The 25,436-nt window shown below is 70.0% G+C and carries 25 protein-coding genes; 14 read left to right on the forward strand and 11 right to left on the reverse strand.

All coding sequences use genetic code 11. From position 1 onward, the window contains the following. Positions 1-35: 35 nt before the first annotated feature. Entirely contained in the window at positions 36-716 is a 681-nt protein-coding gene (locus ACIP93_RS03570; protein ID WP_345220871.1) for a helix-turn-helix transcriptional regulator, read from the reverse strand. 389 nt (positions 717-1,105) lie between these two features. Here ACIP93_RS03570 and ACIP93_RS03575 point away from each other — a divergent pair, with 389 nt between their 5' ends. Then, complete coding sequence (locus tag ACIP93_RS03575) at positions 1,106-3,835, forward strand: transglycosylase domain-containing protein (protein ID WP_401755213.1); 2,730 nt, start codon at positions 1,106-1,108, stop codon at positions 3,833-3,835. A gap of 185 nt (positions 3,836-4,020) precedes the next feature. Next, positions 4,021-5,505: a glycosyltransferase family 87 protein gene (locus ACIP93_RS03580; RefSeq protein ID WP_401755216.1), complete on the forward strand. Its 1,485-nt coding sequence runs from the start codon at positions 4,021-4,023 to the stop codon at positions 5,503-5,505. Positions 5,506-5,658: 153 nt separating this feature from the next. On the opposite strand, the gene ACIP93_RS03585 is transcribed toward ACIP93_RS03580, so the two are convergent. The 3 genes from ACIP93_RS03585 to ACIP93_RS03595 all read right to left on the reverse strand — a co-directional run bounded on the left by ACIP93_RS03585 (position 5,659) and on the right by ACIP93_RS03595 (position 8,327). After that, positions 5,659-6,690 carry an alanine racemase gene (locus tag ACIP93_RS03585; protein WP_345220864.1) on the reverse strand — a complete coding sequence of 344 codons (1,032 nt, stop codon included), beginning with the start codon at positions 6,688-6,690 and terminating at the stop codon, positions 5,659-5,661. 78 nt (positions 6,691-6,768) lie between these two features. Beyond that, on the reverse strand, positions 6,769-7,893 hold the full coding sequence (locus tag ACIP93_RS03590) for a peptidoglycan bridge formation glycyltransferase FemA/FemB family protein (RefSeq protein ID WP_345220862.1): 1,125 nt from the start codon (positions 7,891-7,893) through the stop codon (positions 6,769-6,771). Between the two features lie 119 nt (positions 7,894-8,012). Continuing rightward, positions 8,013-8,327, reverse strand: coding sequence for a hypothetical protein (locus tag ACIP93_RS03595; protein WP_345220860.1), 315 nt, complete (start codon positions 8,325-8,327; stop codon positions 8,013-8,015). Between the two features lie 266 nt (positions 8,328-8,593). Here ACIP93_RS03595 and rpsF point away from each other — a divergent pair, with 266 nt between their 5' ends. The 4 genes from rpsF (at position 8,594) to rplI (ending at position 10,319) form a co-directional block, all read left to right on the forward strand. Continuing rightward, a complete protein-coding gene (gene rpsF, locus ACIP93_RS03600) occupies positions 8,594-8,884 on the forward strand; it encodes a 30S ribosomal protein S6 (RefSeq protein ID WP_005482942.1) in 291 nt (96 codons plus the stop codon). 87 nt (positions 8,885-8,971) lie between these two features. After that, complete coding sequence (locus ACIP93_RS03605) at positions 8,972-9,574, forward strand: single-stranded DNA-binding protein (RefSeq protein WP_345220858.1); 603 nt, start codon at positions 8,972-8,974, stop codon at positions 9,572-9,574. A 43-nt stretch (positions 9,575-9,617) separates the two neighbouring features. Then, entirely contained in the window at positions 9,618-9,854 is a 237-nt protein-coding gene (gene rpsR / locus ACIP93_RS03610) for a 30S ribosomal protein S18 (protein WP_003967857.1), read from the forward strand. 18 nt (positions 9,855-9,872) lie between these two features. Further along, positions 9,873-10,319, forward strand: a complete 447-nt coding sequence (rplI, locus tag ACIP93_RS03615) for a 50S ribosomal protein L9 (RefSeq protein ID WP_345220855.1) — start codon at positions 9,873-9,875, stop codon at positions 10,317-10,319. Positions 10,320-10,431: 112 nt separating this feature from the next. On the opposite strand, the gene ACIP93_RS03620 is transcribed toward rplI, so the two are convergent. Further along, positions 10,432-11,769 (reverse strand): MATE family efflux transporter, encoded by a 1,338-nt coding sequence (locus tag ACIP93_RS03620; RefSeq protein WP_401755222.1) that lies wholly within the window; start codon positions 11,767-11,769, stop codon positions 10,432-10,434. 500 nt (positions 11,770-12,269) lie between these two features. On the opposite strand from ACIP93_RS03620, the gene dnaB reads away from it, so the two are divergent. Beyond that, positions 12,270-13,733: a replicative DNA helicase gene (gene dnaB / locus ACIP93_RS03625; protein WP_401755649.1), complete on the forward strand. Its 1,464-nt coding sequence runs from the start codon at positions 12,270-12,272 to the stop codon at positions 13,731-13,733. A 92-nt stretch (positions 13,734-13,825) separates the two neighbouring features. Then, positions 13,826-15,265: a serine hydrolase domain-containing protein gene (locus ACIP93_RS03630; protein ID WP_401755225.1), complete on the forward strand. Its 1,440-nt coding sequence runs from the start codon at positions 13,826-13,828 to the stop codon at positions 15,263-15,265. A gap of 57 nt (positions 15,266-15,322) precedes the next feature. On the opposite strand, the gene ACIP93_RS03635 is transcribed toward ACIP93_RS03630, so the two are convergent. Then, entirely contained in the window at positions 15,323-15,784 is a 462-nt protein-coding gene (locus tag ACIP93_RS03635; RefSeq protein ID WP_401755228.1) for a GNAT family N-acetyltransferase, read from the reverse strand. 9 nt (positions 15,785-15,793) lie between these two features. Then, complete coding sequence (locus tag ACIP93_RS03640; RefSeq protein WP_345220846.1) at positions 15,794-16,261, reverse strand: MarR family transcriptional regulator; 468 nt, start codon at positions 16,259-16,261, stop codon at positions 15,794-15,796. A 221-nt stretch (positions 16,262-16,482) separates the two neighbouring features. Between ACIP93_RS03640 and ACIP93_RS03645 the strand changes: the two genes are divergently transcribed. Both ACIP93_RS03645 and ACIP93_RS03650 read left to right on the forward strand, forming a co-directional pair. Then, positions 16,483-17,700, forward strand: coding sequence for an MFS transporter (locus ACIP93_RS03645; protein WP_401755232.1), 1,218 nt, complete (start codon positions 16,483-16,485; stop codon positions 17,698-17,700). A 400-nt stretch (positions 17,701-18,100) separates the two neighbouring features. Next, positions 18,101-19,582 (forward strand): globin domain-containing protein, encoded by a 1,482-nt coding sequence (locus tag ACIP93_RS03650; protein ID WP_401755235.1) that lies wholly within the window; start codon positions 18,101-18,103, stop codon positions 19,580-19,582. Here the strand turns inward: ACIP93_RS03650 and ACIP93_RS03655 are convergent. From ACIP93_RS03655 to ACIP93_RS03670, 4 genes are all read right to left on the reverse strand, one after another. Further along, positions 19,579-20,058: an NUDIX hydrolase gene (locus ACIP93_RS03655; RefSeq protein WP_345220836.1), complete on the reverse strand. Its 480-nt coding sequence runs from the start codon at positions 20,056-20,058 to the stop codon at positions 19,579-19,581. The two genes, ACIP93_RS03650 and ACIP93_RS03655, sit on opposite strands and share 4 nt — an antisense overlap. 58 nt (positions 20,059-20,116) lie before the next feature. Continuing rightward, complete coding sequence (locus ACIP93_RS03660) at positions 20,117-21,013, reverse strand: LysR family transcriptional regulator (protein ID WP_345220834.1); 897 nt, start codon at positions 21,011-21,013, stop codon at positions 20,117-20,119. Between the two features lie 318 nt (positions 21,014-21,331). Next, positions 21,332-22,480 carry a cystathionine gamma-lyase gene (locus ACIP93_RS03665; protein ID WP_401755239.1) on the reverse strand — a complete coding sequence of 383 codons (1,149 nt, stop codon included), beginning with the start codon at positions 22,478-22,480 and terminating at the stop codon, positions 21,332-21,334. An 11-nt stretch (positions 22,481-22,491) separates the two neighbouring features. Further along, positions 22,492-22,872 carry a phage holin family protein gene (locus ACIP93_RS03670; RefSeq protein ID WP_345220830.1) on the reverse strand — a complete coding sequence of 127 codons (381 nt, stop codon included), beginning with the start codon at positions 22,870-22,872 and terminating at the stop codon, positions 22,492-22,494. Positions 22,873-22,940: 68 nt separating this feature from the next. On the opposite strand from ACIP93_RS03670, the gene ACIP93_RS03675 reads away from it, so the two are divergent. The 4 genes from ACIP93_RS03675 to ACIP93_RS03690 all read left to right on the forward strand — a co-directional run bounded on the left by ACIP93_RS03675 (position 22,941) and on the right by ACIP93_RS03690 (position 25,433). Beyond that, a complete protein-coding gene (locus tag ACIP93_RS03675; RefSeq protein ID WP_345220827.1) occupies positions 22,941-23,258 on the forward strand; it encodes a cupin domain-containing protein in 318 nt (105 codons plus the stop codon). Positions 23,259-23,526: 268 nt separating this feature from the next. Continuing rightward, positions 23,527-23,754: a DUF5326 family protein gene (locus ACIP93_RS03680; RefSeq protein WP_401755243.1), complete on the forward strand. Its 228-nt coding sequence runs from the start codon at positions 23,527-23,529 to the stop codon at positions 23,752-23,754. A gap of 377 nt (positions 23,755-24,131) precedes the next feature. Continuing rightward, a complete protein-coding gene (locus ACIP93_RS03685; protein ID WP_401755245.1) occupies positions 24,132-24,899 on the forward strand; it encodes an IclR family transcriptional regulator in 768 nt (255 codons plus the stop codon). Between the two features lie 99 nt (positions 24,900-24,998). Further along, the gene (locus ACIP93_RS03690) at positions 24,999-25,433 is read left to right on the forward strand and encodes an SsgA family sporulation/cell division regulator (RefSeq protein ID WP_345220823.1); all 435 of its coding nucleotides are present in this window, start codon (positions 24,999-25,001) and stop codon (positions 25,431-25,433) included. Positions 25,434-25,436: the final 3 nt, after the last annotated feature.

Raw genomic sequence — 25,436 nt, forward strand, 5'->3', positions numbered from 1 at the left:
GTGTGTTCTGTACGAGACCTGCGGAGTGCAGGACCTCAGTTGGCGGTGGCGTCGGGCGTGTCCGGCGGGGTGGAACCCCTGTCCCGGGGCGGTCCGCCCTTGTCACCTGATGTGCGGTCACCGGCCGTGCCGGCGTCCTCGGCCCGGAGTCGGTCCCGGCCCACGCGCTCGCTCTCGATGAGCTCGTTCAGCCAGCGCACCTCGCGCTCCACGGACTCCATTCCGTGCCGCTGGAGTTCGAGGGTGTAGTCGTCCAGGCGCTCCCGGGTGCGGGCCAGCGAGGCCCGCATCTTCTCCAGGCGCTCCTCCAGACGGCTGCGGCGCCCTTCCAGGACACGCATCCGCACCTCGCGCTCCGTCTGCCCGAAGAAGGCGAAACGGGCCGCGAAGTGCTCGTCCTCCCAGGAGTCGGGACCGGTGTGCGAGAGCAGCTCCTCGAAGTGCTCCTTGCCCTCCGCCGTGAGCCGGTAGACGATCTTGGCCCGCCGTCCGGCGAGCGAGGCGGCGAGCGCGTCCTCGGGGGCGCTGCCCGGCTCCTCGATCAACCACCCATGTGCGACCAGTGCTTTGAGGCACGGGTAGAGGGTGCCGTAGCTGAAGGCACGGAAGACGCCCAGCGAGGTGTTGAGCCTCTTGCGGAGTTCGTACCCGTGCATCGGGGACTCGCGCAGCAGACCGAGCACGGCGAATTCGAGGATGCCGGAGCGTCTGCTCATCCTTCGCCTTCCCTGTCGCTGTCGTGAAGTCCCGCCCGCCGACCTGCACTTATGCTGATCTTATGCCGGACCGATGTATCGACTCGATACATCCAGACGATAGAACGGCCGTCTGCCCGCGACAAGGCCAGCCACCGTGAGCGGCGTCACATCATCAATTCGTGGGAAGCAACTTGCCTGATTTGGGGTGAACATCGGCACTGAGGCGGTTTTGAGCGTGCGTAGTCTGTGCGGCATGCACAACACCGGAAGCCGCGTGACGCAAGGGGGCGTCGTGCTTCCGGGAGTAGCGAGAGCGGGCCTGTGGGAAGGCTCGTTCGCATTTCGGGGGGACCGGAACTCAGCTGCCGCTTCCAGGCGAACTCGCCTGCCCGAGGAGTAGTCGTTCGATGAGCGAGCACCGTCGCAAGCCTCCGCAGCCTCAGGGCGGCGGGCGTGCCGCGGCCAGGAAAGCCGCCCAGCAACCGTCAGGCCGCCGCGCGGCCCCGCCGCCCCCCGGTGCTTCCGAGGGGTCGCAGTCCGGTGCGTACGGGCAGGAACGTCCGTACGGAGGAAGGGCCGAGGCGCGCCGTGCCGCCCAGCGGGGCAGTGGCGGTGGCGGCGGCAAGCGCGGAGGAGGCGGCGGCCGGGGCGGCCCCGAGGGCCCCGGCCGCGGAAGAGGTGGGCAGCCGCCGGGCAGAAAGAGGTTCATCGACTACCCGCGCTCCACGAAGTACGGGTGGCAGCGGTTCGTTCCGTCGTGGAAGCAGGTGGCGGGGCTGGGCATCGGCTTCGTCGGTGCGGTGATGGCGGCGGGCAGCATCGGGTACGCCATGGTGGACGTTCCGGACATCAACAAGGCCGCCAAGGCGCAGAACAACGTCTACTACTACTCGAACCCCGACGGGACCAGGGGCGACCAGATGGTCGCTACCGGCGGGGAGATCAACCGCCAGGCGCTGTCGATCAAGCAGATCCCCGACGCCATGAAGAACGCGGTGATCTCCGCGGAGAACAAGACGTTCAGGACGGACAAGGGCGTCGACCCCATGGGCATCGCCCGGGCCGTCTTCAACATGGCCAGGGGAGGCAACACCCAGGGTGGCTCCACCATCACCCAGCAGTACGTCAAGAACTCCCGGCTGAGCCAGGAGCAGACGCTCACCCGGAAGGCCGAGGAGCTCTTCATCTCGATGAAGGTCGGCATCGAGGAGGGCAAGGACACGATCATGGCGGGGTACCTCAACGTCTCGTACTACGGACGCGGTGCCTACGGACTCCAGGCGGCTGCCCGCGCGTACTACAACAAGGACGCGGTGGACCTCAACCCGAGCGAGTGCGCCTTCCTCGCCGCGGTCCTCAAGGGCGCGACGTACTACGACCCCGCCGGCGCGCCCGAGATCGACCCCCGGGCCACCAAGGAGCAGAACACCTACAACGCCACGAAGCGGTGGCGCTGGATCATGGACGAGATGGTCAAGGACGGTTCGCTGAGCGCCGGCGACCGGGCCAAGTACCGCGAGTTCCCCATGCCTCTCGCACCGCGCAAGAACGCGCAGCTCGGCGGGCAGGTCGGTTACCTGGTCGACCTGGCGAAGTCGTACATCCTGAACAACACGGACATCGACTCGGACAAGCTCTCCCAGGGCGGCTACCAGATCCAGACCACCTTCCAGAAGGACAAGGTCCAAGCCCTCTCGAAGGCCGTCAAGAAGGTCTACGACAAGAACATCGACCCGAAGAAGCGCCCCGACCTGGACTCCCACGTGCAGTTCGGCGGGGCTTCGGTCAACCCCAAGGACGGGGCGATCGTCGCCATCTACGGCGGCACCGACGCCACGAAGCACTTCACCAACAACGCCGACACGACGGGCGCCCAGGTCGGTTCGACGTTCAAGCCGTTCGTCCTCGCGGCGGCGATGGAGTGGGGCAAGCGCGACCCCGAGGGCGGCAAGGAACAGGGCGAATCCATGCGGACCAAGCTCTCGCCCAAGAGCATCTACAACGGCAAGAACAAGCTGAAGATCAAGAACTACGACGGAAGCGTCTGGCGGAACGAGAACGGCCTGGAGTGGCTCCAGACCAACGACGGTGACGAGTCGTACGGCGACATAGACCTCCGCAAGGCGATGGAGGTGTCGGCCAACTCGCCCTACGTGCAACTGGGCATGGACGTCGGGGTCGGCAAGGTCCGGGAGATGGCGATCAACGCGGGTCTGCTGAAGAGCAGCCTGGGCGGCGGCGACGTCCCGTCGTTCTCCATCGGCATCTCCGACCCGAGCGCCATCCGGATGGCGGGCGCCTACGCCACCTTTGCGGCCAGCGGGAAGCAGAACGACCCCTACTCCGTCGTCAAGGTGGAGAAGGAGGGCGTGACCAAGTACGAGCGGAAGTCGGACCCGGAGGCCAAGGCCGAGCAGACGATCTCCAAGAACGTCGCCGACAACGTCACCGAGGTGCTGAAGAACGTCGTGGAGAAGGGCACCGGCACCAAGGCCCGGATTCCGGGCCGCGAGGTGGCGGGCAAGACGGGCACGACCGACGGCAACAAGTCCGCCTGGTTCGTCGGGTACACACCGCAGCTGTCGACCGCCATCGACATGTACCGGTTGGACGACAACGCGGAGAACAAGAAGCGGGCGTTCCTGAAGATGTTCGGAACGGGCGGCCAGGAGAAGATCCACGGCGCCTCGTTCCCGTCGGAGATCTGGCGCGACTACATGGTCACCGCGCTCAAGGGAACGGACCCCAAGAAGTTCCCCGTCCCCGAGCCCATCGGCGAGACGGTCTGGGGCGGCGGTGCCAAGAGCCCGGAGCCCACGCCGACCGACACGCCCGACCCGACCCCCTCGGACACGCCCCCGGTGACGACACCGCCGGTGAACACTCCCCCGGCCCACACCCCGCCCCCGGAGCCGCCGGACGGCGGCGACAAGGAGTGCGAGTTCTGGGACTGGGAGTGCAAGCAGAACCAGAACGGCGGCGGCGACAACAAGGGCGGCGACAACAAGGGCGGCGACAACGGCGGCGGCGACCCGGGCCGCCCGCCGGAGGAGACCAAGCCTCCGGGCGGGGACAACGGCGGTGACAACGGAGGCGGCAACGCCAACGGCAACGGAGGCGGCGGCATCTTCGGCTGACCCCGGCCGTCACGCCGACGAGCCGGCTCCCGCCCCCGGGTTCGCCCGGCGCCGCCCAGGAGGGCCGTCGCACCGAGAATCCCGGTGCGGCGGCCCTCCGCCGTGACCGGGCCCGGCCGGCTCAGGTACAGGGGGCCTGGCCGTGTGTCCCGTCGCGCTCAGGCTCGTACGGCAGGATGTCCCGCATGACGAGCGTGCACGAGGACCGGCCCGTACCCCCCACACGGCAGGACGACGTCGCCGCCGCGGGCAGCGAGCTGATCGGCGGTCCCGTCGGCCGGTGGGCGAGACTCGGCAGCAGCCCGCTCACCCCGGTCCGGGTGGTCGCGCTCGTGATGATCGGCATGTTCGCCCTGGGCATGGTGCAGAAGCTGCCCTGTTACAACTGGGCCTGGTTCCAGGGCGCCAGCTCCCAGTACACGCACGCCTGCTACTCCGACATCCCGCACCTTTTCGTCGGACGTGGCTTCTCCGAAGGGCTCCTGCCCTACTTCGACCGGCTCTCCGGCGACATGGACTTCCTCGAGTACCCGGTGCTCACCGGTCTGTTCATGGAGGTCGCGTCCTGGTTCACCCCCTCCGGCGGGACGATCCAGTACCGGGAGCAGATCTACTGGCTCGTGAACTGCGGGATGCTGATGGTCTGTGCCGTCGTCATCGCGGTCTGCGTCGCCCGTACCCACCGCAGGCGTCCCTGGGACGGGCTCCTGGTCGCCCTGGCGCCCGCGTTCGCCCTCACCGCGACGATCAACTGGGACCTCTTCGCCATCGCCCTCACGGCCGCGGGCATGCTGATGTGGTCGCGCGGCCGCTCGCTGATGTTCGGCATCCTCATCGGGCTCGCCACCGCCGCCAAGCTCTATCCCGTACTGCTGCTGGGGCCGCTGCTCGTGCTCTGCCTGCGGGCCGGGAAATGGCGGGAGTTCGGGGCCGCCCTGTTGGGCACCGCGGGTTCCTGGCTGCTGGTGAACCTGCCCGTGATGCTCGCGGCGCCCGAGGGCTGGAAGAAGTTCTACTCCTTCAGCCAGGAACGCGAGGTCGACTTCGGCTCGTTCTGGCTGATCATCACCCAGAGCACCGGCGTCTCGCTCCGGCACGAGCAGGTCAACACCTACGCCATCGTGCTGATGGTGCTGGCGTGCGCGGGCATCGCCTGGCTGACGTTCACGGCCCCCCGCCGGCCGCGCTTCGCGCAGTTGGCCTTCCTGGTCGTCGCCGCGTTCATCCTCACCAACAAGGTCTATTCACCGCAGTACGTCCTGTGGCTCATCCCCCTCGCAGCGCTCGCCCTGCCGCGCTGGCGGCACTTCCTGGTCTGGCAGGCCTGCGAGGTCATGTACTTCCTGGGGATCTGGATGTATCTCGCCTACACGACCAGCGGTGACAAGCACCAGGGCCTGCCCACCGACGGCTACCACCTGGCGATCCTGCTCCACCTGGTCGGCACGCTGTACCTCTGCGCGGTCATCGTCCGCGACATCCTGCTGCCCGACCGGGACACGGTCCGCCGCGACGGCTCCGACGACCCTTCCGGGGGTGTGCTGGACCGGGCTCCCGACGTGTTCGCCCTCGGCCGGGCCGCGGCGCCCAGCCGGGGCGAGGCGCAACTGGTCCAGGGGCCGCGCGTGCAGTGGGGAATGCGGCAGGGCGGGGCCACGGCAGCCGACTGAGGAGGTGTTTCACGTGAAACGACCCATGTTTCACGTGAAACGCCGCACGGGCACGTGAGCCGCTCCACGGGCACGCGGGACGCTCCACGCGGCACGCGAAACGGCCGGTGTTTCACGTGAAACACCGGCCGCCGGTTTCCGCTCAGGGACGTCTCAGCGGTCGAGCATGCGATCGAACTGCGTCGTCGTGTGCCGCAGATGGGCCACGAGTTCGTCACCCACCGTCGGCTCCGTCGCGTCGGACGGCACGAACAGGATCGACACCTGCATGTGCGGCGGCTCCGCGAACCAGCGCTGCTTGCCCGCCCACACGAACGGCGACAGGTTCCGGTTCACCGTCGCCAGGCCGGCCCGCGCCACCCCCTTGGCACGGGGCATCATGCCGTGCAGCGCCTTCGGGGCCTCCAGGCCCACGCCGTGCGAGGTTCCTCCCGCGACGACCACCAGCCAGCCGTCGGAGGCCACCTTCTGCTGCCGGTAGCCGAACCGGTCGCCCTTGGACACGGGCGTCACGTCGAGCACCGAGCCCCGGTACTCCGTCGCCTCGTGGTCGCCCAGCCACAGCCGGGTGCCGATCCGGGCGCGGAACCGGGTCTGCGGGAACTGCTGCTGGAGTCGCGCCTGTTCCTCGGCCTTGAGGTGGCTGACGAACATGGTGTGCAGCGGAAGCCGCGCGGTACGCAGGCGGTCCATCCACGCGATGACCTCCTCGACCGCGTCGGAACCGTCGGCGCGGTCGAGCGGCAGGTGCAGCGCGAAGCCCTCCAGCCGGACGTCCTCGATCGCGGCGTGCAACTGCGCGAGTTCGGACTCCTTGACGCCGTGCCGCTTCATCGAGCTCATGCACTCGATGACGACCCGGGCGCCCACCAGGGCGTGCACACCGTCCACGGACGACACGGAACGGATGACCCGGTCGGGCAGCGGCACCGGCTCCTCACCCCGCCGGAACGGGGTGAGGACCAGCAGGTCTCCGCTGAACCAGTCCTTGATCCGAGCGGCCTCGTAGGTGGTGCCGACGGCGAGGATGTCCGAGCCGAAGCGCGTCACCTCTTCGGCGAGACGCTCGTGCCCGAAGCCGTATCCGTTGCCCTTGCAGACCGGAACCAGGCCCGGGAACTGCTCGATCACGGACTTCTGGTGCGCCCGCCAGCGCGCGGTGTCGACGGAGAGAGTGAGCGCCATGAGCCGGTCCGGAACCTTTCCTGTTGCTGCGGTGTGTCGGAGGTGGGAGAACGTACGGGGGCCGGGGAGGCCCGGCCGTCAGCGGCGTGACATGTAGACGTCGAGCGCCTTGTGCAGCAGCTTGTTGAGCGGGAAGTCCCACTCGCCGAGGTACTGGGCGGCCTCGCCGCCCGTGCCCACCTTGAACTGGATCAGTCCGAAGAGGTGGTCCGTCTCGTCCAGCGAGTCGGAGATGCCCCGCAGGTCGTAGACCGAGGCGCCCATCGCGTAGGCGTCGCGCAGCATCCGCCACTGCATGGCGTTGGAGGGACGGACCTCACGGCCGATGTTGTCGGAGGCGCCGTAGGAGTACCAGACGTGCCCGCCGACGACGAGCATCGTCGCCGCGGAGAGGTTCACACCGTTGTGGCGGGCGAAGTACAGCCGCATCCGGTTGGGGTCCTCGGTGTTGAGGGCCGACCACATGCGCTGGAAGTACGCCAGCGGGCGGGGCCGGAAGTGGTCGCGGACCGCGGTGATCTCGTACAGCCGCTGCCACTCGGCGAGGTCCTGGTAGCCGCCCTGGACGACCTCGACACCGGCCTTCTCGGCCTTCTTGATGTTGCGACGCCACAGCTGGTTGAAGCCCTTGTGGACGTCCTCCAGCGAGCGGTTGGCGAGGGGGACCTGGAAGACGTAGCGGGGCTGCGCGTCGCCGAATCCGGCGCCGTCGTCCTCACCCTGCTGCCAGCCCATCTTGCGCAGCCGGTCCGCCACCTCGAAGGCGCGCGGCTCGATGTGGGTGGCCTCGACGTCGCGCAGCCGCTTCACGTCCGGGTCCTGGATGCCCGCCTTGATGGCCGCGGCGTTCCAACGGCGGATGACGACGGGCGGGCCCATCTTCACCGAGAAGGCGCCCTGCTGCTTGAGGTGCGTCAGCATCGGCTGGAGCCAGTCGTCCAGGTTCGGGGCGTACCAGTTGATGACCGGGCCCTCGGGGAGGTACGCCAGGTACCGCTTGATCTTCGGGAGCTGCCGGTACAGCACCAGGCCGGCGCCGACCAGTTCGCCGTTGCGGTCGTCGAACCAGCCCAGGCTCTCCGAGCGCCACTCCGCCTTCACGTCGGCCCATGCCGGGACCTGCATGTGGCTCGCCGCGGGCAGGCTCTGGATGTACGCCAGATGCTGCTCTCGGGGGATGGTCCGAAGGGTCAGGCTCGTCATGCGGGGCGCTCCTCGGCAGGTGTGTCCCCATGGGGTCAGGGGCTCCGGCTCTCGCGCCGAAGCCTACTGGGCCGATGGAGCGCCCCGTCCGGCCCTGCCCGGCCGAAATGCCGCCGGGTTCAGCCCAGAAGGCCGCCGAAGAGCCCGCCGTGTGCCATCCCCAGGAAGAAACCGAGCGCGGAGGCGCCCAGACCGAGGATCAGAGCGAAGCGCTCGCGGGTGGTCGCGGAGACGTACATCCCGTAGCCCCCGGTGAGGATGCCCACCAGGCCGGCCCAGGAGGACAGGAGGTGGAGGTGGTGGAACATCGCCGTCACCAGGGCCAGCACGCCGAGGACCAGGGTGATCCCCAGGAGGGTGTCCTGGAGCGGATGGGGCTTGCCGTCGGTGGCGAAGAGGGAGACGGACGAGTCGTGTCGCATTGCCTGTGCCATGGGGCACCTCCTGGCAGAAGGCGGCGCACTGTAGCGCCGCTCACACCCGATGTGTACAGATTGCGGTCATCCGGGGCCCGATTTCAACCGGAAGCCTCTCTACGGGTACTCTGGACGGTCTGCACCGGTGTCACCCCTGCCCTAAACGTCTCCGCGGGCTCTTTCCCGCGGGATTGTCAGAGGCAGCCGATACCGTTGCGTACGCATCACGACCCTCCTGCCACGGAACGACCGTGGCCGCTGAGTCCAAAGGAGGTGGGTTCCACATGCGTCACTACGAAGTGATGGTCATCCTCGACCCCGATCTGGAGGAGCGCGCTGTCGCCCCCCTGATCGAGAACTTCCTCTCCGTCGTCCGTGAGGGCAACGGAAAGGTCGAGAAGGTCGACACCTGGGGCCGTCGTCGTCTGTCCTACGAGATCAAGAAGAAGCCCGAGGGCATCTACTCGGTCATCGACCTGCAGGCCGAGCCTGCGGTCGTCAAGGAGCTCGACCGACAGATGAACCTGAACGAGTCGGTCCTCCGGACCAAGGTCCTCCGCCCCGAGACCCACTGAACTTCGGTTCAGCGGTAATCGGGTTCGAGTAGCACCCACCAGCAGCACCACAGCTTTCCGCAGCAATCCCCGCCGAGAGGTTCACCCATGGCAGGCGAGACCGTCATCACGGTCGTCGGCAATCTCGTCGACGACCCCGAGCTGCGCTTCACCCCGTCCGGTGCGGCGGTCGCGAAGTTCCGTGTCGCGTCCACTCCCCGCATCTTCGACAAGCAGACCAATGAGTGGAAGGACGGCGAAGGCCTGTTCCTCACCTGCTCGGTCTGGCGTCAGGCGGCGGAGAACGTCGCGGAGTCGCTCCAGCGAGGCATGCGCGTCATCGTGCAGGGCCGGCTGAAGCAGCGGTCCTACGAGGACCGTGAGGGCATCAAGCGCACGGTCTACGAGCTGGACGTCGAAGAAGTCGGTCCCGCGCTCAAGAACGCCACGGCCAAGGTCACCAAGACCACCGGCCGCGGTGGTCAGGGTGGCGGCGGCGGATTCGGCGGCGGCCAGCAGGGTGGCGGCGGAAACTGGGGCGGCGGTTCCGGTGGCGGCCAGCAGGGCGGCGGAGCTCCCTCCGACGACCCCTGGGCCTCCAGCGCGCCGGCCGGTGGGCAGCAGCCGCAGGGCGGGGGTGGCTGGGGTGGGAACTCCGGCAACTCCGGCGCCGGCGGCGGCGGTGGCTACTCGGACGAGCCGCCCTTCTAGGGCTGTTCGTACCCCCACTTCTTGATCACACAGGAGAAACACCATGGCGAAGCCGCCTGTGCGCAAGCCTAAGAAGAAGGTCTGCGCGTTCTGCAAGGACAAGACCCAGTACGTGGACTACAAGGACACGAACATGCTGCGGAAGTTCATTTCCGACCGCGGCAAGATCCGTGCCCGCCGCGTCACCGGCAACTGCACGCAGCACCAGCGTGACGTCGCCACGGCCGTCAAGAACAGCCGTGAGATGGCGCTGCTGCCCTACACGTCCACCGCGCGATAAGGAAAGGGTGACCGAAAAATGAAGATCATCCTGACCCACGAGGTCTCCGGCCTCGGTACCGCTGGCGACGTCGTCGACGTCAAGGACGGCTACGCTCGCAACTACCTGGTTCCCCGCGGCTTCGCGCTGCGCTGGACCAAGGGTGGCGAGAAGGACGTGGCGCAGATCCGCCGCGCCCGCAAGATCCACGAGATCGCGACCATCGAGCAGGCCAACGAGGTCAAGGCCAAGCTCGAGGGCACGAAGGTCAGCCTCTCCGTTCGCTCCGGCGACGCGGGCCGTCTCTTCGGCTCCGTGACCCCCGCCGACGTCGCTGCCGCGATCGTCGCCGCCGGTGGTCCGAAGGTCGACAAGCGCAGCGTCGAGCTGGGCTCCCCGATCAAGACCCTCGGTTCGCACCAGGTCTCCGTGCGTCTGCACGCCGACGTGGCCGCGAAGCTCGGCGTCGAGGTCGTCGCTGCCTGAGTGCAGCACGCCCCGGCCTGAGAAGGTCTGAGCAGTGAGAAGGGCCGCATCCCCTCGGGGGTGCGGCCCTTTCTCATGGGCGGATGTTTCACGTGGAACATCCACCGCTACGTCACCGGGATGCGCCCGTGACGATCCAGCGGCCCGAGCGGGTCCGCCACCACAGGGTGACCATGCGGACCGCCATCATCAGCACCATCGCCCACCACAGCGCCGTCAGGCCGCCGCCCAGCGTCGGTACCAGCAGGGCCACCGGGGCGAACACGGCGAGCGTGGCCAGCATGGCCCAGGCCAGGTACGGGCCGTCGCCCGCGCCCATCAGCACGCCGTCCAGCACGAAGACCACACCGGAGACCGGCTGGCTGACGGCCACCACCAGAAGCGCGGGCAGCAGGGCGTCCCGGACGAGCTGGTCGCCGGTGAAGAGCGGGACGAAGAGCGGGCGGGAGAGTACGACCAGGACGCCGAGCACCACACCGGCCGCGATGCCCCACTCGACCATGCGGCGGCAGGCGGCCCGGGCGCCTTCTTCGTCCCCCGCGCCCAGACAGCGGCCGATGATGGACTGCCCGGCGATGGCGATGGCGTCCAGGGCGAAAGCGAGCAGGCTCCACAGGGTCAGGATGATCTGGTGGGCGGCCACGTCCGCGTCGCCGAGCCGGGCGGCGACGGCGGTGGCGATCATCAGCACCGCGCGCAGCGACAGCGTACGGACGAGAAGGGGGGCGCCGGCCTGGGCCGAGGCCCTTATCCCGGCGGCGTCCGGACGCAGGGAGGCGCCGTGCCGGCGGGCGCCGCGGACGACGACCACGAGGTAGACCGCGGCCATGGCCCACTGGGCGGCCACGGTGCCCCAGGCCGACCCGGCGATGCCGAGCCCGAAGCCGTACACGAGGAGCACGTTGAGGATGCCGTTGGCGACGAAGCCGCCGATGGCGACGTACAGCGGGGTCTTCGTGTCCTGGAGGCCGCGCAGGACACCGGTGGCGGCCAGGACCACGAGCATCGCGGGGATGCCGAGGCTGGAGATGCGCAGATACGTGAGGGCGTGGGGAGCGGCGGTGTCCGAGGCGCCGAAGAGCTCGACCAGGCCGGGGGCGGTCGGCAGCACGGCGGCGATGACGATCGCGCCCAGGAGCAGGGCGAGCCAGATGCCGTCCATGCCCTGGCGGATGGCGGCGGCGAGGTCGCCCGCGCCGACGCGTCGGGAGACGGCCGCGGTGGTGGCGTACGCGAGGAAGACGAAGATGCTCACCGCGGTGGTGAGCAGCGCCGAGGCGATGCCGAGACCTGCGAGCTGGGGGGTGCCGAGGTGGCCGACGATGGCACTGTCGGCCATCAGGAAGAGGGGCTCGGCGACGAGTGCGCCGAACGCGGGCAGGGCGAGGGCGACGATCTCGCGGTCGTGCCGTCGGCGGCCTGCTTTCGTTGTCGCGGGAGCCGATGTCATGGCCTCAATCTAATCTTCCACAGGTAAGAGATGCAATGGCTTTGGGACCCTTACTGATCGGCGTTTCGCGGTGCGCGGCGTGCGCCGTTTGCAGTGATCTTGGCCTGCTGGGGAAAGTTTTTCTCCCCCACAGCCGGTGGATGGCGTTTCCGCAGGTCAGATGGGCCACGGTGAGAGTGCTGTGAACTTGTCCACAGCACTGTCCCCCGGTCCGTGCACAGGTTCTGGGGAGTTCTCCACAGCAACGGCGTACTTTCTCACAGGGCCTGTGGATAACCAGATTGGCTGACGGGGCCCGCGGGCCTACCGTGGACCGGCGCCCGCCCTGTCTTCCGGCCGCGTTCGGCCTCCGGGTGCCTGCGGAGATCACGCCTCATCCGAACAGTGGGAAGCGGAAGTCGGGCGTCTCATTTGTCGGAGCCGTGCCGTAAGAAAGAGTGGCACAGCGAGGTCCGCGGAGCGGACGGGAGGAGGTGGGCCCGGTGACGATTTCCGAGCCCTTGGACGACCCCTGGGCCGACAGCGGTCCGGGTGACCGTCTGCCCGCCCGTAAGCGAGGCGACGGCGGCGGCCGAGGCCGTGACGACCGGCACGACCGCGGCTCCGACAGCGGGGGCTGGGACGGCGGCGGGGGCAGCGGCTTCGAGCGCGTACCGCCGCAGGACCTGGACGCGGAGCAGTCGGTGCTCGGCGGCATGCTGCTGTCCAAGGACGCCATCGCGGACGTGGTCGAGGTCCTCAAGGGACACGACTTCTACAAGCCGGCGCACGAGACCGTCTTCCAGGCGATCCTCGACCTGTACGCCAAGGGCGAGCCCGCCGACCCGATCACGGTCAGCGCCGAGCTCACCAAGCGCGGCGAGATCACCAAGGTGGGCGGCGCCCCGTATCTGCACACGTTGGTGCAGTCGGTGCCGACGGCGGCCAATGCCGAGTACTACGCGGAGATCGTCCACGAGCGGGCGGTGCTGCGCCGTCTCGTCGAGGCGGGCACGAAGATCACGCAGATGGGATATGCGGGCGACGGCGACGTCGACGAGATCGTCAACTCCGCGCAGGCCGAGATCTACGCGGTCACCGAGCAGCGCACCTCGGAGGACTACGCGCCGCTCGGCGACATCATGGAGGGCGCGCTCGACGAGATCGAGGCGATCGGCTCCCGCAGCGGTCAGATGTCCGGCGTGCCGACGGGTTTCACCGACCTGGACTCGTTGACCAACGGCCTGCACCCGGGCCAGATGATCGTCATCGCGGCCCGTCCCGCCATGGGCAAGTCGACGCTCGCCCTGGACTTCGCCCGCGCCTGCTCGATCCAGAACAACATGGCCAGCGTGATCTTCTCGCTCGAAATGGGCCGCAACGAGATCGCGATGCGCCTGCTGTCGGCCGAGGCGCGGGTGGCGCTGCACCACATGCGCTCGGGCTCGATGACGGACGACGACTGGACGCGGCTGGCGCGCCGGATGCCGGACGTCTCGGCGGCCCCGCTGTTCATCGACGACTCCCCGAACCTCTCCATGATGGAGATCCGCGCCAAGTGCCGCCGGCTCAAGCAGCGGCAGGACATCAAGCTGGTCATCATCGACTACCTCCAGCTCATGCAGGCCGGCGGCTCCAAGCGCAGCGAGAGCCGCCAGCAGGAGGTCTCGGACATGTCGCGAAACCTGAAGCTGCTGGCCAAGGAGCTGGAGGTGCCGGTGATCGCGCTGTCCCAGCTCAACCGTGGCCCCGAGCAGCGCACGGACAAGAAGCCGATGGTCTCCGACCTGCGTGAATCCGGTTCCATCGAGCAGGACGCCGACATGGTGATCCTGCTGCACCGCGAGGACGCGTACGAGAAGGAGTCGCCCCGCGCGGGCGAGGCGGACATCATCGTGGGCAAGCACCGCAACGGTCCGACGGCGACGATCACGGTGGCCTTCCAGGGCCACTACTCCCGCTTCGTGGACATGGCCCAGACCTGACGGGGCCCGGAGTTCGAGGACGGGCCGGGGGAAAGCGTCGGCGTGCGGCATCCGAACTGAAGTCCTCCGTCCGGCGGGGATAATCGCGGAGCATGACACCTTCTGCGGACACCGCCCCCGGCAGCCCCGACCATGAGTCCTGCGACCTCCTTGCGAGCACCCGTCGCTCCCTGCTTCGTTCCGTCGCCGCTTCCCAGGCCGGGGGGCGTGCGCCGTCCCTGGTCGCCGCCGTGCTGCGGGACGGGCGCGTCGTGTGGAGCGGGGTGCGGGGCACGGACGTCGACGGGCGTGCGCCGGGGGAGGAGGACCAGTACCGGATCGGTTCGATCACCAAGACGTTCACCGCGGTGCTGGTGATGCGGCTGAGGGACGAGGGACTGGTGGGTCTCGCGGATCCGCTGGAGAAGTACGTGCCCGACACGGGAGTCGGCGATGTCACGATCCGTCAACTCCTGGGGCACACGGCGGGGCTGGCGGCCGAGACGCCGGGGCAGTGGTGGGAGCGCACGCCCGGCACGCTGCGCCCGGATCTCGCCGATGTGCTCGCGGCGGACGGCAAGCCGGACGGAGCGCGTCCGCACGAGGCGGGGCGGATCTTCCACTACTCCAATCCCGGGTACACGCTGCTCGGCGCTCTGGTCGAGGCGGTGCGCGGGATGCCGTGGGCCGAGGCCGTGCGGCGCGAGATCACCGAGCCGCTGGGGCTGACGCGGACCAGCGCGCAGCCCGAGGCCCCGTACGCGGAGGGCTGGGCGGTGCACCCCTGGGCGGACGTGCTGATTCCGGAACCGGTGGAGGACCTGGGGCTGATGGCGCCCGCGGGGCAGCTGTGGTCGACGGCCGGGGACCTCTGCCGCTTCGGCGCCTTCCTGCTGCACGGCGACGACCGGGTGCTGTGTGCGGACTCGGTACGGGAGATGCGCGTGCCGGCGGCGCCGCTGGAGGCGGGCAACTGGTCCGGTGCGTACGGGCTCGGGGTGCAGGTGATCCGGGCCGGGGGACGGGAACTGGTCGGGCACGGCGGTTCGTTGCCGGGGTACGTGGCCGCGCTGTGGGTGGATCCCGCCGCCGGGGTGGCGGCCGCGGCGCTGGCCAACGCGACCTCGGGGCCCGCGACGGGCGCGCTGGCTGCGGAGTTGGCCATCACGGTCGCCGAGGCCGAGCCCGGCATTCCGGAGCCGTGGCGTCCGCTGCCGGAGGGCCAGGTGGACCAGACGCTGCTGGAGCTGACCGGCGCCTGGTACTGGGGCACGCTCGCCCACGGACTGCGCCTGACCGGTGACGGCGGGCTCTCGCTGGGCAAGCTCGACGGCAGCGCGGGGCGCACCTCGCGGTTCCGGGCGCGGCCGGACGGGACGTGGATGGGGCTCGACGGGTACTACGCGGGGGAGACGCTGCGGGTGGTGCGGCGGCCTGACGGCACGGTGAGCCACCTCGACGTGGCGTCGTTCGTCTTCACCCGGCAGGCGTACGACCCCGGGGCGCCGGTGCCGGGCGGGGTGGACGCGCGGGGGTGGCGGGGGATCGGCTAGCGGCCGGTACCGGGGGGCGCGGTCGGCGCCGCGTCCCCCGCCGGGCCGGATGTCGGGTCAGAGCGGGAGCTTGAAGCCCACGTGGGATCCGGTGAAGCCGAGCCGCTCGTAGAAGCGGTGGGCGTCCGTGCGGGTGGCGTCCGAGGTGAGCTGCACCAACTGGCAGCCCCGGGCGCGGGATTCCGCGATGGCCCACTCGATGAACCGGGTGCCGAGACCGCTGCCCCGGGCGTCCTCGTGGACGCGGACCGCTTCGATGATCGAACGGGTGGCGCCCTTGCGGGACAGGCCGTGGACGATCGTCAACTGGAGGGTGCCGACGACCTTTCCGTCCAGTTCGGCGACGACGACGTACTGGTTCGGGTCGTCCCGGAGCTGTTTCAGGGCGGCCGTGTACGGGGTGAGGTCGTCCGGCGATTCGCGGTGCGCACCGAGCGGGTCATCGGCGAGCATCGCGACGACGGCGGGGAGATCGGCCTCGGTCGCGGGCCGTATCCGGAGGTCTTCGGCAGTGGTCATGGCCGCAGGTTACGCAGGTCGGGCCGGGGTGCGCAGCTCTTCCACCGTGCGTACGAGAGGTGCGAGTTCGGGGTTCTCGGCGGCGGCGTCGAGGGCTTCGCGCAGGGCGGTGTCGTTGGTGGGGCGCGCCTCGGCGAGGAGGGCCTGGCCGGCGTCGGTGACGTCGGTGTAGATGCCGCGGCGGTCGGTGTCGCAGAGGTAGCGGGTGAGCAGGCCGCGGTCCTCCAGCCGGGTGACCAGGCGGGTGGTGGCGCTCTGGCTGAGCAGGACGGCCTCGGCCACCTGGCGCATCTGGAGGTGCCCGCCGGGCCCGCTGTGCTGGCGGCTCAGGACGTCGAGCAGGGAGTACTCGCGGACGCTCAGGTCGTGCCGGGCCTGCAGGGCCTTCTCGATGTGGGCCTCGATGCGGCTGTGCAGGAGGGAGAGCGCGCACCAGCCCTGGGCGAGGGCGGTGAGCGCGGGATCGGTGGCGGTCATCTGTTCTCTCCTCGTCCCCGGGCGCTGTGGAAGGGCCGGCGGTGTGCCGTGCCGTGGGCGGAGGGGGTGCGGCCCGCAGACCAGGATAGGCGACTTCCGCAATATCCCGCGCTTGCAATTAACCCGCGTCTGCAATTATTGTTTACGCTCGTAAGGGGTCCTTGCAAGCAACGGTGCGGGCAGGACCCCCAAGCCCCCCGCTCTCCTCCGGAAGGACCCCCATGCCGCTCGCGCTCCTCGCACTGGCCATCGGCGCCTTCGGTATCGGCACCACCGAATTCGTGATCATGGGGCTGCTCCCCGAGGTGGCCGCCGAGTACCAGGTCTCGATCCCCACCGCCGGACACCTCGTCACCGGATACGGCCTCGGCGTCGTCCTCGGCGCCCCGCTCATGACCGCGCTCGGCACCCGCGTCTCGCGCAAGAACATGCTGATGCTGCTAATGGGTCTCTTCGTCGTGGGCAACGTGCTCACCGCCGTCGCCCCCGCCTTCGGCGTGATGCTCGCCGGGCGGGTGGTCGCCTCCTTCACGCACGGCGCGTTCTTCGGCATCGGCTCGATCGTCGCCGCCGGGCTGGTCGCACCGGACAAGAAGGCCAAGGCCCTCTCGATGGTGTTCACGGGGCTGACCCTGGCCAATGTGATCGGCGTTCCGTTCGGGACCTGGCTCGGGCAGCAGGTCAGCTGGCGGGCCACCTTCTTCGTCGTCGCCGGACTGGGTGTGCTCGGCCTCGCGGGCATCGCCAAGCTGGTCCCCGAACAGCCGAAGCCGGAGGGCGTGCGGCTGCGGGACGAGGCGGCCGCCTTCCGCAACGTGCAGGTGCTGCTCGCGATGGCGATGACCGTGCTGGGCTTCGGCGGTGTCTTCGCCGCGATCACCTACATCACGCCGATGCTCACCGATGTCGCGGGCTACGCGAGCGGCTCCGTCACCTGGCTGCTGGTCCTCTTCGGCCTCGGCATGGTCACCGGCAACCTGATCGGCGGCCGGTTCGCCGACCGCGCCCTGATGCCCCTGCTGTACGTGTCCCTGGCCGGCCTCGCCGTGGTGCTCGCCCTCTTCACGGTCACCGCCCACAACAAGGCCGCTGCGGCCGTCACCCTCTTCCTGATCGGCGCGTTCGGCTTCGCGACCGTGCCGCCGTTGCAGAAGCGGGTGCTGGACCAGGCCGCCGCCGCGCCCACGCTGGCCTCCGCCGGGAACATCGGCGCCTTCAACCTCGGCAACTCCCTCGCGGCCTGGCTCGGCGGACTCGTCATCACCGGCGGACTCGGGCTGACCGCCCCGAACTGGGTCGGAGCCGGGCTGGCGGTGTCCGCGCTGGTGGTCGCCCTCATCTCGGGGTCGCTGGACCGTCGTACGGTACGAAACGGCAGCCGGGTCGTCAGGGGAAGCGCGCCCGAATCAGAGACGGCCGTGCTCGCCGCGCAACGCTGACCTGCGGCTTCTGCGCCGCCCGCCCCCGGACTCTCCCGCACGGGAGGGGCCGGAGGCGGGCCTTTTTCGATCACGGGGCAAACTGGGCAACCGGTCCATGCGGTGTGTTTCACGTGAAACATCGCGGTTCGGCCGGTGACGGAGGACGGCAGGAATGGTGTCGGGGTTACTGGGAATGCGCTGCCTCGGACCGAGGGCCCATGGGCATGGGGCGAAAGCAGCCTAGGCGTAAGGAGAGATCGGAAACCTGGACTTCCCGGTCTTCGCCCGCTGTGGGCGACGGGCTGACACGCTGCGACGACGAGAACTGCGGCCGACGCGCAGCCTTTTCCGCCTTGCTCTCACAGAGCTCTCACTGAGGGAGAAGCGCGACCACATGACGTTCGAGGCGAGGCACAGAATGGACGCTCCGACAGCGACACCGACCGGGAACACCGCCGCGGCCAGGCAGAACCGCATAGCCGAGGCCGGTGGAGAGGGAGCCGGAAGAGGCCCGGACGGCGACAGGAGCAGCGGGTGGTTCGTCCCCGCGCCCGGCGCCACGGCCACTGCTGAACCCGCGGAGGCGACCGAACCACCGGCCACCGGCCCCGCCCCGACGGCGGCCGCGCCGCAGGCCGCCGGCACGGACCCGGCGGACGGACCACGACGGGCCGCCGACGCCGCCCCGTCGGCCCCCGAGTCGCCGGCCGCGGACCCCGCGCCGACGGCTGCCGCACTCCTCTTCGGGAGCACCCCGCCCCGGCCCTTCGCCGCCCCCGAGGGCCACCAGCCCTCCCCGGACGCCCTTCGGGTGCGCAGGACGCTGGCCGAGATCGAGCCGGTGGCGGACCGGGCCACCTCGTACTTCTACGCGCTGCTGTTCGTCCGGCACCCCGACCTGCGGCCGATGTTCCCGCCGGCCATGGACACCCAGCGCGACCGGCTGTTCAAGGCGCTGCTGACCGCCGCCGATCACATGGACACCCCCGAGGTGCTCGGCCAGTACCTGCGCCACCTCGGCTCCGGGCACCGCAAGTACGGCACGCGGGCCGCGCACTACCCGGCTGTCGGCGAGGCCCTGATCGGGGCGCTGACCCGGTACGCGGCGGCGGTGTGGGACGCGGAGACCGAGGCCGCCTGGGTGCGGACGTACACGAAGGTCTCGCAGATCATGATCGACGCGGCGGCGGAGAGCGAACTGACCTCGCCGCCCTGGTGGCACGCCGAGGTCGTCGCGCACGACCTGCGCACCCCCGACATCGCCGTGATCACGCTCCGCCCCGACCAGCCGTACCCGTTCCTGGCCGGGCAGTACACCAGCCTGGAGACGCCGTGGTGGCCGCGGGTCTGGCGGCACTACTCCTTCGCGGCGGCCCCGCGCCCGGACGGGCTGCTCACCCTGCACGTGAAGGCCGTCCCGGCGGGCTGGGTGTCGAACGCGCTGGTGCACCGGGCCCGCCCCGGCGACGTCCTGCGGCTCGGCCCGCCCTCCGGTTCCATGACCGTCGACCACACCACCGACAACGGGCTGCTCTGCATCGGCGGCGGCACCGGCATCGCCCCCATCAAGGCACTCGTCGAGGACGTCGCGGAGCACGGGGAGCGGCGGCCGGTCGAGGTGTTCTACGGGGCGCGCACCGACTTCGACCTGTACGACATCGACACCATGCTGCGCCTGGCGAAGTCGCACTCCTGGCTGTCGGTGCGCCCGGTGGTCGACGACCGGTCCCAGTTCCCCGACGCGGTGCGCAAGTTCGGGCCCTGGAACGCGTACGACGCCTACCTCTCGGGGCCGCCCGGCATGATCCGCAGCGGACTCGACGCGCTCAGGACCGTCGGCATCCCGGGCAGCCGCATACGGCACGACGCGGTGGAGGAACTCGTCGCAGCGGTCGGCTAGCCCAGGTCGGGGGCGAGCAGTGCCCGTACGCCCTCGATGTTGCCGTCCAGGTAGTGCCGCAGGGACAGCGGTACGAGATGCACGGCCGCGATGCCGACCCGGCTGAAGGGCACCCGCACGATCTCGTACTCGCCGAGCGGCTCGTCGACCTCCGGGCCGTGCCGCAGCGCCGGGTCCATGGACTCCAGGCGGCAGACGAAGAAGTGCTGCACCTTCACGCCCGCGCCGGCGTTGCCCGCGATGTGCTCGACGGTGTCGACGAAGCAGGGGACCACGTCGCTGATCTTCGCCCCGAGTTCCTCGTCCACCTCCCGGTGCAGGGCGTCGACGACGGTGGCGTCCGTCGGCTCGACTCCTCCGCCGGGGGTCACCCAGTACGGGTCGACGCCGGGCTTGGTGCGCTTGATGAGGACGAGGTGGTCGCCGTCGAGGAGGACGGCGCGGGCGGTGCGCTTGACCACGGGACGTTCGGTCATGGCAATAACGTGGCCCGCGCGGGGCCGGTCGAAACTTCGGGCCCCCCTCGGCTCCCGCTCAGCACCAGTCTCCGGCAGCGCGCAGCAGCCATTCGTGCGCCCGCGCGAGATGGGGCTGGGCGAGCGTGCCGGTGCGCACCGCGAGGAAATAGGTGCGCAGGGGCGGCACCGCGGGCTCGTGCAGCGCCACCACGTCGCCGCGGGCGAGCGCGTCCGCGCACAGGTAGCGGGGCAGTACGGCCAGACCCGCGCCGGCGCTGGTGGCGGTCAGGACGGCGCGCAGGTCCGGGGCGACGACGGTGCCCGCGGACGCGGGCGGGGTGTCGAAGACGGCGGCCCAGTACCGGGTGACCAGCGGCAGGCTCTCGTGGACCTCGACCACGGGGAGGTTCTCCAGGACGACGGCGCCCTTGTCGGCGAGGAGTTCCGGGGTGAGGTGCTTGGCCCAGCGGGGTGCGGCGACCAGGACGTGTTCCTCGTCGCACAGGGCGGTGGCGGTCAGCAGCCCGCCGCGCGGCCGGTCGGTGGTGAGCGCCAGGTCGTGGTGACCGGCGGCGAGCCCTTCCAGGGTCTCCTCGGAACTGCCGAAGGCGGCCCGCAGCGCCAGTCCCTGGGCGGTGAGCGGGGCGAGCGCGGGCAGGGCGCGCAGCGAGGTGAACTCGGGCGGCCCGGCCAGATGCAGGGTGCGTACACCGGACTGGTCGTCGAGGCCGGTCTCGGTGATCTCGACCAGGGCGTCGAGGTGCGGGGCGGCCCGGTGGGCGAGTTCGTCGCCGATGGCGGTGGGGGTGACGCCACGGGCCCGGCGCAGGAACAGGGGACGGCCCAACTGCCGCTCCAGCGTGCGTATCTGGCCCGTGACGGCGGGCTGGGAGAGGCCGAGCAGGGCGGCGGCCCGGGTGAAGGAGCCCGCCCGGTGGACGGTGACGAAGGTGCGCAGCAGGGCCAGGTCCATGTCATGCCTTCCGCGTCGCGCGGTACCGGGACGGCGGTCGCGGAGGCCGGAGTGCGCCCGGCCCCGTACCGCTGTCCAGGTCCCGTGGTCCGGTCCCCGCCGGTGTGCCCGAAGACGCAGTATAAATATGTCGATAGGTCGCTGTCGCTAGCGTGATTGGACACTGACGCAGAGTCAACTAGCCTTGTGCAGGCGGTTCTTCGCGCGCAGAACCGGGGCGGTCCGAGCCACGAGGGGGGAGGTTCGGACCGCCCGTCCTACGCCGGGCGGCTACCCAGCGCTACGTACATGCGTGCCGCATCGAGCGCTCGGAGACCGTCAGCCGACCGGTCCGTCCAGCGGGCCGCCCGCCGCCTCCAGCGCCCGCAGGATGTCGACGAGCAGGTCGTCCGCGTCCTCCGCGCCCACCGAGAGCCGGATGAAGCCCTCCGGCACCGCGTCGCCGCCCCACCGCCCGCGCCGCTCGGCGGTGGACCGCACGCCGCCGAAACTCGTCGCGTCGTCCACCAGCCGCAGCGCGCCCAGGAATTTCTCCGCGAACTCCCGGTCCGGCAGCGTGAACGACACCACGCAGCCGAACCGCTGCATCTGCCGCGCCGCCACCGGGTGTGCGGGGTCCTCGGGCAGACCCGGGTGACGCAGGCCGCTGACGTACGGGTGCCCACGCAGGGCCGTCGCGAGCAGCAGGGCACTCGCGCCCTGCCGGTCGGCGCGCAGTTGCAGCGTGGCCAGCGAGCGGTGGGCGAGCCAGGCCTCCATCGGCCCGGGAATCGCCCCGACGACCTTGCGCCAGCGGCGCACCCTCGCCGCCAGTTCGGCGTCGCGGCAGGTCACGTAGCCGAGCAGCAGGTCACCGTGGCCGGTGAGCCCCTTGGTGCCGCTGGCCACCGAGAAGTCGGCGCCCAGGTCGAGCGGGCGCTGTCCGAGCGGGGTGGCGAGGGTGTTGTCGACGGCGACCAGGGCGCCGGCCTCGTGGGCGGCGTCGGCGAGGAGGCGGATGTCGCAGACGTCGAGGCCCGGGTTGGACGGCGACTCGATCCACAGCAGTCTCGCGCCGGTGAGGTGGACGATCTGCGCCTCGTCGGCAGTGGGCGCGGTACGCACCTCGACCCCGTACGCCTCCAGTTGCTCGCGGACCAGGGGGAGTGCCTGGTAGCCGTCGTCGGGCAGCACGACGGCGTCGCCCGCCTTCGCCTGGGAGAGCAGCACCGCCGAGATCGCGGCCATGCCGGAGGCGAAGACCACTGTGTGGGCGGCGCCGCCCGGGTCCTCCAGCTCTCCGATCGCCCGTTCCAGATGGGTCCAGGTGGGGTTCTCGTCGCGGCCGTAGGTGTACGGGCCCGTGGGTTCGCCCGGCAGGTGGAAGTGGGCGGCGAACACCGGTCCCGGCAGGGTCGGCTCGTAGGCGACGGGTTCGGGCAGCCCGGCCCGCACGGACCGGGTGCCGTCGCCGTCTTCGTCGGACATCGGCATGGAGGTCAGTCCCTTCCGTCGGGGAGGATCATGTTCAGGGCCCAGGACACGACGCTGATGATGAGCGCGCCGAGCACGGCGGTCCAGAAGCCCTCGACGTGGAAGGCGAGGTCGAACGTGTCGGCCAGCCACGAGGTGAGCAGCAGCATCAGAGCGTTCACGACCAGGGTGAACAGACCCAGCGTGAGGACGAACAGCGGGAAGGAGAGGAGCTTCACCACCGGCTTGACCAGGAAGTTCACCAGCCCGAAGAGCAGGGCCACCACGACGAGCGTGCCGATTCTGCGGCCGGTGCTGTCGCCGGTGAGCGTGATGTCCTGGACGAGCCACACGGCCACCCAGAGGGCGACCGCGTTGGCGATCGTCTTTACTGCAAAATTCATCATGTGCCCGATCGTGGCAGACGTGATCGGTCATACCCAGTACGGCGGTACGCGGCGAGGAGCGAGCAGGCATGAAGGCATTCCGACTGGACGATCTGGAGGCGGAGCGCGCCGCGAATGACGGCGCGTATCTGCAGTTCCTCAAGGAACGGAACATGTCGGCCGGTTTGTACGCGCTCGACGCGGGCGCGACGGACCCGCAGCAGCCGCACAACGAGGACGAGATCTACTTCGTGGTGAGCGGCCGCGCGGCGGTCACCGTCGGCATGGAGACGACGCAGGTGGCGCGAGGCAGTGTGGTCTACGTGCCGGCCGGGGTGGCGCACAAGTTCCACCACATCTCGGAGGACCTGCGGGTGCTGGTGGTCTTCTCCCCGCCGGAGGGCTGAACCCCACTGGAGAGCTGTCCCCTCCGGAGGGCTGTCCCCACCGGAGGGCTGAGCTCCCCCGGAGACCTGAGCTCCGCCGGAGGGCTGAGCCGCTTCCGTGGGCCGGCCCCCGAAATGTTTCACGTGAAACACCCCGGGTTCCCTAGGGGGCGGATCAGGGGTCTTCAAGGGCTGCACGGCCCCGTTGGACGTGCTTCCGCGCCTAGCATCGAAAGCAGGAAAACATCGCAGAGCCGGGCAGATTCCGGACCTAGGGAGAGGCACGAAGATGGCTGCACGAGAAGTATTCGAAGGTCTGCCGGGCTGGGTGAAGTGGGTCGCGATCCCCGCCCTCGTCCTCCTCGTGTTCGGCGGCGCGATCCTCACCGCGATCGGCACGCTGATCGGGCTGCTGTTCAAGCTGCTGGTCCTGGTCGCGCTGGTCGGCGGTCTGATCTACGTCATACGGCGCTTCAAGTCGTCCTCCTCGTCCGGCGGTTCCTCCAAGGGCTGGTGACGCCGCGCGCGGCGGGACCGTGGCCGCCGTCAGGCAACCCGTGCGGGCGTTAGCCCGCCGGGGGGAATCTGACACGTGAAAACAACTGAGCCCCCGGGCTTGGCAGTTAGGGTGAAAAACCGCTGCCGTCACCCGGGACTCCCGCTCCCCGGCGGCCGCACCGCCCCTCGGGACCCCGGGAGTGACCCATGGCCACGGCCCAGCCCACGGCCCGACCGACCGCCCCGCCCGCACCGATCACCGCGACCGTGCCGGCCGCCCCCCGCCCCCGCACCCCACCGGCGCCCGCTTCCGGAAGACCCGCGCCCGGAAGACCCGCGCCCGGAAGACCCGAGCCCGGAAGACCCGAGCCCGGCGGTTCCCCGACAGGTGGGCCCGTGCCCGGCGGTCCGGCATCCGCCCCCACCCTGATCGGCTCGGTCCAGCGCGCCCTGCGCCTGCTGGAGGCGGTCAGCGACCACCCCGGCGGCGCCCCCGCCAAGCAGCTCGCCCGCGAGGCCGGGCTTCCGCTGCCCACCGCCTACCACCTGCTGCGCACCCTGACCCACGAGGGATACCTCCGTCGCGAGCAGGGTGTTTTTGTGCTCGGACCGGCCGTCGGGCGGCTCGGGCGGGGGGCGGCGGGGCAGGACCGGCGCGAGGTCGTCACCGGGACGATGGAGCGCTGGCGCGACACGCTCGGGGTCGCGGTGTATTTCGCCGTCTACCGCGAGGGTGAAGTCGAACTGACGGCCCTCGCCGAGAGCATCGAACACCCGGCCGTCGAGGAATGGGCCGACCTCCGCGAGACGGCGCACGCGCACGCGATCGGCCAGTGCCTGCTCTCCCAGGTGGACACCCGAACCCGCCTCGACCACCTCGACCGCCACCCCGTCGAACCCCTCACCCCGTACACCGTGCGCGACGCGTCCGCCCTGCTGGAGAGGCTGTCGGCGGTCGAGCGGATGCAGACGGTGGTCGAGCGCCAGGAGTACGTGATCGGCACGGCGTGCGCGGCGATCCCGGTCACGATCGGGCCGACGGCGGCCGCGCTGGCGATCTCGCTCCCGCTCGATCAGGAACACCGGCTGAGACCCGCTGTCGAACAGATGCGCGCTGAACTCGGTGGGGTGATCCGTTCGCTCATGTTCTCTATCAGTATCTGAAAACTCACTCCTTGTGATCTGTTAGTGCTTCAAGCACGATGGCGTCAAGAGGTCCGGAAGGGATCGTTCCGGCCACTTTCATCTACGGCAGGGTTGGCTATGCGCGAGTCGGTTCAGGCAGAGGTCATGATGAGCTTCCTCGTCTCCGAGGAGCTCTCCTTTCGCATTCCGGTGGAGCTGATGTACGAGGCGAAGGACCCGTACGCGATCCGCCTGACCTTCCACCTGCCCGGTGATTCCCCTGTGACCTGGGCTTTTGGGCGTGAGCTGTTGGTCGACGGGATCAATGAACCCTGCGGCGAGGGGGATGTGCACATCTCGCCGTCCGATCCGGACGAACTCGCGGACGTCCACATCCGGCTCCAGGTCGGTGGCGACCGGGCGCTGTTCCGGGCGAGCGCGGCGCCCCTGGTCGCCTTCCTCGACCGCACCGACAAGCTGGTCCCCCTCGGCCAGGAGCACACGCAGAGTAACTATGCCGGGTGCCTGGAGGACGAGCTCGGCCGCATCCTCGCGGAGGAGAACGCGGGGTGACCC

The organism is Streptomyces sp. NPDC088745 (genome assembly GCF_044751045.1).
Taxonomy (GTDB): Bacteria; Actinomycetota; Actinomycetes; order Streptomycetales; family Streptomycetaceae; genus Streptomyces; species Streptomyces cremeus.

Coding starts and splice junctions, on each gene's coding strand:
- ACIP93_RS03570 (WP_345220871.1), bottom strand. CDS start 716: ATGAGCAGACGCTCCGGCATCCTCGAATTCGCCGTGCTCGGTCTGCTG.
- ACIP93_RS03575 (WP_401755213.1), top strand. CDS start 1,106: ATGAGCGAGCACCGTCGCAAGCCTCCGCAGCCTCAGGGCGGCGGGCGT.
- ACIP93_RS03580 (WP_401755216.1), top strand. CDS start 4,021: ATGACGAGCGTGCACGAGGACCGGCCCGTACCCCCCACACGGCAGGAC.
- ACIP93_RS03585 (WP_345220864.1), bottom strand. CDS start 6,690: ATGGCGCTCACTCTCTCCGTCGACACCGCGCGCTGGCGGGCGCACCAG.
- ACIP93_RS03590 (WP_345220862.1), bottom strand. CDS start 7,893: ATGACGAGCCTGACCCTTCGGACCATCCCCCGAGAGCAGCATCTGGCG.
- ACIP93_RS03595 (WP_345220860.1), bottom strand. CDS start 8,327: ATGGCACAGGCAATGCGACACGACTCGTCCGTCTCCCTCTTCGCCACC.
- rpsF (WP_005482942.1), top strand. CDS start 8,594: ATGCGTCACTACGAAGTGATGGTCATCCTCGACCCCGATCTGGAGGAG.
- ACIP93_RS03605 (WP_345220858.1), top strand. CDS start 8,972: ATGGCAGGCGAGACCGTCATCACGGTCGTCGGCAATCTCGTCGACGAC.
- rpsR (WP_003967857.1), top strand. CDS start 9,618: ATGGCGAAGCCGCCTGTGCGCAAGCCTAAGAAGAAGGTCTGCGCGTTC.
- rplI (WP_345220855.1), top strand. CDS start 9,873: ATGAAGATCATCCTGACCCACGAGGTCTCCGGCCTCGGTACCGCTGGC.
- ACIP93_RS03620 (WP_401755222.1), bottom strand. CDS start 11,769: ATGACATCGGCTCCCGCGACAACGAAAGCAGGCCGCCGACGGCACGAC.
- ACIP93_RS03630 (WP_401755225.1), top strand. CDS start 13,826: ATGACACCTTCTGCGGACACCGCCCCCGGCAGCCCCGACCATGAGTCC.
- ACIP93_RS03635 (WP_401755228.1), bottom strand. CDS start 15,784: ATGACCACTGCCGAAGACCTCCGGATACGGCCCGCGACCGAGGCCGAT.
- ACIP93_RS03640 (WP_345220846.1), bottom strand. CDS start 16,261: ATGACCGCCACCGATCCCGCGCTCACCGCCCTCGCCCAGGGCTGGTGC.
- ACIP93_RS03645 (WP_401755232.1), top strand. CDS start 16,483: ATGCCGCTCGCGCTCCTCGCACTGGCCATCGGCGCCTTCGGTATCGGC.
- ACIP93_RS03650 (WP_401755235.1), top strand. CDS start 18,101: ATGGACGCTCCGACAGCGACACCGACCGGGAACACCGCCGCGGCCAGG.
- ACIP93_RS03655 (WP_345220836.1), bottom strand. CDS start 20,058: ATGACCGAACGTCCCGTGGTCAAGCGCACCGCCCGCGCCGTCCTCCTC.
- ACIP93_RS03660 (WP_345220834.1), bottom strand. CDS start 21,013: ATGGACCTGGCCCTGCTGCGCACCTTCGTCACCGTCCACCGGGCGGGC.
- ACIP93_RS03665 (WP_401755239.1), bottom strand. CDS start 22,480: ATGTCCGACGAAGACGGCGACGGCACCCGGTCCGTGCGGGCCGGGCTG.
- ACIP93_RS03670 (WP_345220830.1), bottom strand. CDS start 22,872: ATGATGAATTTTGCAGTAAAGACGATCGCCAACGCGGTCGCCCTCTGG.
- ACIP93_RS03675 (WP_345220827.1), top strand. CDS start 22,941: ATGAAGGCATTCCGACTGGACGATCTGGAGGCGGAGCGCGCCGCGAAT.
- ACIP93_RS03680 (WP_401755243.1), top strand. CDS start 23,527: ATGGCTGCACGAGAAGTATTCGAAGGTCTGCCGGGCTGGGTGAAGTGG.
- ACIP93_RS03690 (WP_345220823.1), top strand. CDS start 24,999: ATGCGCGAGTCGGTTCAGGCAGAGGTCATGATGAGCTTCCTCGTCTCC.